This is a genomic window from Bradyrhizobium sp. (assembly GCF_047605465.1).
Classification (GTDB): Bacteria; Pseudomonadota; Alphaproteobacteria; order Rhizobiales; family Xanthobacteraceae; genus Bradyrhizobium.
Genome location: NZ_JASGFS010000127.1, coordinates 1 through 3,563, shown reverse-complemented (window position 1 = coordinate 3,563; position 3,563 = coordinate 1). Strand labels below are relative to the sequence as shown.

Genomic DNA, 3,563 nt, shown 5'->3' with positions numbered 1-3,563 from the left:
AATAGCGCCAGCCGTCGATCACCTGCTCGGGCGAGCCGCGGCTGATGCCGAGCTGAAGCCGTCCGCCGGCGATGAGGTCGGCGGCGCCCGCGTCCTCCGTCATGTAGAGCGGGTTCTCGTAGCGCATGTCGATCACGGCCGTGCCGATCTCGATCCTGCTCGTTCTCGCGCCGACGGCCGCGAGCAGGGGAAAGGGCGAGGCGAGCTGGCGCGCGAAGTGGTGGACGCGGAAATAGGCGCCGTCCGCGCCCAGCTCCTCGGCCGCGACGGCGAGCTCGATGGATTGCAACAGCGTGTCCCCGGCCGAGCGGGTCTGCGATTGCGGCGAGGGCGTCCAGTGTCCGAAGGACAGAAATCCGATTTTCTTCATGGGCGCAATCTATGGCCGGCGTGGCCTCTTTGCCATTCCCGTCCGGGGGAAATCTGATGACGTGGCCGGGCGCGCCCTCCGTCACGGGGACATGCGGGCCGCCGAACGCGATTGCGGCGTGAAAAGTCAAAATATTGGCTCACGATGTCAAGAAACCGGGTGCCGAGTGACTTAAATCGGGCTGTCGCCCTCGGAGGCGTGCCCCCGTTCTCCCCCAAACCGTCCGAAGAAATCGATGTCCAGCTGTGACGACGACGCGTCCGTTCGCGTGAAGATCATGCGAGGCTACGGAAAATTGCTCGGAATTCCCCACATCGCCCACGGCGCCCGCGTGGTTGCGCTCGAGCGGGTCGGGGACTGCGAGATCAGCATGTTCGAAGCGTTGGGCGCCGGACCCGCCGGGGCGCCGCTGTTCTGGATGGAGCTGTTCGACCTTCGCGTCGATTCCTCGCTCGACAGTTGCGGCTGCCATAACCTCGGCGATGCGGCCGATGCCTTCGAGGGATTTGCCGCACGGGCAAGGCGCCTGGCGGAGCCATCGCTGTGCGCTGCCTTCGCGACGGAAGGCTGACTTTGCCGCGCCGGCCGCAAGCTTCCCAAGGCCAGAACGCAATTCCGCTGACGCGCGGCCACCTTCGCAGGTACGACGCGGCGCGGATGGCGTTCCTGTTCACGATGATGCACGGCGAGAAGATGGTCGATTGCGAGATCAGCAGCACCGCGCTCGACGACCTCGACGGCGTGAAAGGCACGTGGCCTCACCAGCGGGAGGCCCAGTTCGTCCGCCTCCGCGAAGTGGTCGAGCGCGTTGCGTCATGCGTGTTCAAGAGCACGCCGGCTGCCGGGCGGATCCGCATCTTTTCCAAACACGTGCGAAACCTGTGACGATCGGTGGACCGCCGCGACGCGGGTGAGCTTGGATGCCTCAGGCGTAGGCCACCCAGCCGCGGAAGGTGAATCCGGTATAGAACAGCGTCGCACCGGAGAAGCCGGCTTCATGCAGGATCGCCTCGTCCTCCGTCGGCGCCAGAATGCTCAATTGGTTGTCGATCGCGGTCCGGGCCGCGGCCGCCTTGTCGGGCGCGACGCCGGCCGAGGTGAGAAACGCGGAATATCGCGACAACCAGAGCGGCCGTTCGTCGGTGCCGCCGGGGATGCTGAAATGGGCCACCACGAAAGGTGCGTTCGGCCTGAGCCGGCGGCGGACTTCGGAGGCGATGCGCAGCCGTTCCTCGGTGCTCACGAAGTGCAGGGTCAGCAGGCAGGTGGCGCCGTCGAAAGGCCCCTCCGGCGCATCGTCGATATAGCCCTGATGGAGATGCGCGCGGGCGGCGAACGGACCCAGCGTCTGCCTGGCGAGTGCCAGCATCGGCGCGGAGGGGTCGACGCCATCGAAGGTCCAGTCCGGATGCGCCTCCGCGAAGGCTTTCAGCTCGAGGCCGCCGCCGGCGCCGAGCGCGAGAATCCGTGCGGTCGAAGGCGCGCGCTCGCCGAGGAGGATCGCCGCCATCGACAGCATCGCGTTGTATCCGGGAACGAAGCGCGGCGGTCCCTCGGTGTATTTCGCAACTGCCTGCGGATCGAAGAAGGCGGTTTGAATGTTGGTCACGATGCTGCCTTGCTGAATGGAATGGGTCACGCGTGGTGCGCGCTCATGTCGGCGCCCTTCCTGGAGCCGAGGCGCTTGCGAAGATCGTCGGCCAGCATCGCCAGCGTCACGTCCCCCAGGCGCGACAGCAGCAGCGTCTCGGCATCGTGAAACGCCCCGTCGAGCGCGGCGTTGACGGCCTGCTCGACGAGACAGCCCGGCGCTTCGGTGCGGTTGCCCATGGCCAGCAGCGCGGGGCTGCCGAGCGCGGTGTAGACGTCGCGCAGCGTGACCTTCGAGAGGTCGCAGGCCAGCGTCCAGCCGCCGCCATGTCCCTTCTCCGACCGGACGTAACCGAGGTCGCGCAGGCCGGCCATGATCCGCCGGATCACCACCGGATTGGTGTCCATCGCCTTCGCCAGGGTTTCCGACGTGAAGGGGCCGGGCTGCTGCGCCATGTGCAGGAGCACGTGGAGCACGCCCGATAGTTTGCTGTCGCGTCTCATGTAACTATTTATGTTACGTGATTGGGCGAGGTCAAGCCCTCGTTGCGTCGTGATCGTGAATTCGTCTCCGGTCTCAATGACTCAGGCGAAAGCACAGCGCATCGGGCCGGCGATGACCGGCTACTGTGCATGGGGTTGTTTTCGGGATTTTGGTCTTGGAGGCGCGGCAGCGGTGAACCGGACCGGATGTCATCCGGTCCGGTGCCGCTACTTCATCACGCGCAGGCCCTTGGTCGTGAAGCGCTGCGTCTTGCCGCCGGGGCGCAGGGGACGCTTGGTGCCGGCGGCCTTGCCAGTGCCGGGCGGCTGGTGCGCCGGCACGAGCTGGTCGGGACGCGAGCCGATCAGGTCGCGGCGGCCCATCTCGATCAGGGCCTCACGCAGCACCGGCCAGTTGTCGGGATCGTGGTAGCGCAGGAACGCCTTGTGCAGGCGGCGCTGGCGCAGGCCCTTGATCGCCTCGACCTTGTCGCTGCCGCCGCGCCGCACACCGCGCAGCGGATTGACGCCGGTGTGGTACATCGCGGTCGCCGTCGCCATCGGCGAGGGCAGGAAGGTCTGCACCTGGTCGGCGCGGTAGCGGTTCTTCTTGAGCCAGAGCGCGAGGTTCATCATGTCCTCGTCGGTCGTGCCCGGATGCGCGGCGATGAAATAGGGGATCAGATAGTACTTCTTGCCGGCCCGCTCGGCGGCGTCGTCGAACATCCGCTTGAACTTGTTGTAGGCGCCGATGCCCGGCTTCATCATCTTGTCGAGCGGCCCGCGCTCGGTGTGCTCCGGCGCGATCTTCAGGTAACCGCCGACGTGATGGGTGACGAGCTCCTTGATGTATTCCGGGCTCTCCACCGCGAGGTCGTAGCGCACGCCCGAGGCCACCATCACCTTCTTGATGCCCTTGGTCTCGCGCACCTTGCGATAGAGCCGGATCAGGTCGTCATGCGAGGTGTTGAGGTTCGGACAGATCTCCGGGTAGACGCAGGACGGCCGCCGGCACGCGGCCTCGACCTTCGGGTCCTTGCAAGCCATCCGGTACATGTTGGCGGTGGGGCCGCCGATGTCGGAGATCACGCCGGTGAAGCCCGGCGTCTTGTCGCGGATC

6 protein-coding genes are annotated in these 3,563 nt (G+C 66.5%); 2 read left to right on the top strand and 4 right to left on the bottom strand.

The genetic code is table 11. From position 1 onward, the window contains the following. The coding region (locus tag QM712_RS36115) for an LLM class flavin-dependent oxidoreductase (RefSeq protein ID WP_415027914.1) at window positions 1-370 on the bottom strand (370 nt) is incomplete at its 3' end. 235 nt (window positions 371-605) lie between these two features. On the opposite strand from QM712_RS36115, the gene QM712_RS36110 reads away from it, so the two are divergent. Together QM712_RS36110 and QM712_RS36105 are read left to right on the top strand one after the other, a co-directional pair. Further along, entirely contained in the window at window positions 606-941 is a 336-nt protein-coding gene (locus tag QM712_RS36110; protein WP_415027913.1) for a hypothetical protein, read from the top strand. Further along, the gene (locus QM712_RS36105) at window positions 914-1,255 is read left to right on the top strand and encodes a DUF1488 family protein (protein WP_415027912.1); all 342 of its coding nucleotides are present in this window, start codon (window positions 914-916) and stop codon (window positions 1,253-1,255) included. The genes QM712_RS36110 and QM712_RS36105 overlap by 28 nt, the downstream gene beginning before the upstream one ends. 40 nt (window positions 1,256-1,295) lie before the next feature. On the opposite strand, the gene QM712_RS36100 is transcribed toward QM712_RS36105, so the two are convergent. From QM712_RS36100 to QM712_RS36090, 3 genes are all read right to left on the bottom strand, one after another. After that, the gene (locus tag QM712_RS36100) at window positions 1,296-2,009 is read right to left on the bottom strand and encodes a class I SAM-dependent methyltransferase (RefSeq protein WP_415027911.1); all 714 of its coding nucleotides are present in this window, start codon (window positions 2,007-2,009) and stop codon (window positions 1,296-1,298) included. Beyond that, window positions 2,006-2,464, bottom strand: a complete 459-nt coding sequence (locus QM712_RS36095; protein ID WP_415027910.1) for an Rrf2 family transcriptional regulator — start codon at window positions 2,462-2,464, stop codon at window positions 2,006-2,008. Before QM712_RS36095 ends, QM712_RS36100 begins: the two co-directional genes overlap by 4 nt. 207 nt (window positions 2,465-2,671) lie before the next feature. Beyond that, a partial coding sequence (locus tag QM712_RS36090; protein WP_415027909.1) for a DUF3362 domain-containing protein occupies window positions 2,672-3,563 on the bottom strand: 892 nt, incomplete at its 5' end.

What these genes read in the sequence shown, in the direction of transcription:
- QM712_RS36110 (WP_415027913.1), top strand. Translation starts at nt 606, where the DNA reads ATGTCCAGCTGTGACGACGACGCGTCCGTTCGCGTGAAGATCATGCGA.
- QM712_RS36095 (WP_415027910.1), bottom strand. Translation starts at nt 2,464, where the DNA reads ATGAGACGCGACAGCAAACTATCGGGCGTGCTCCACGTGCTCCTGCAC.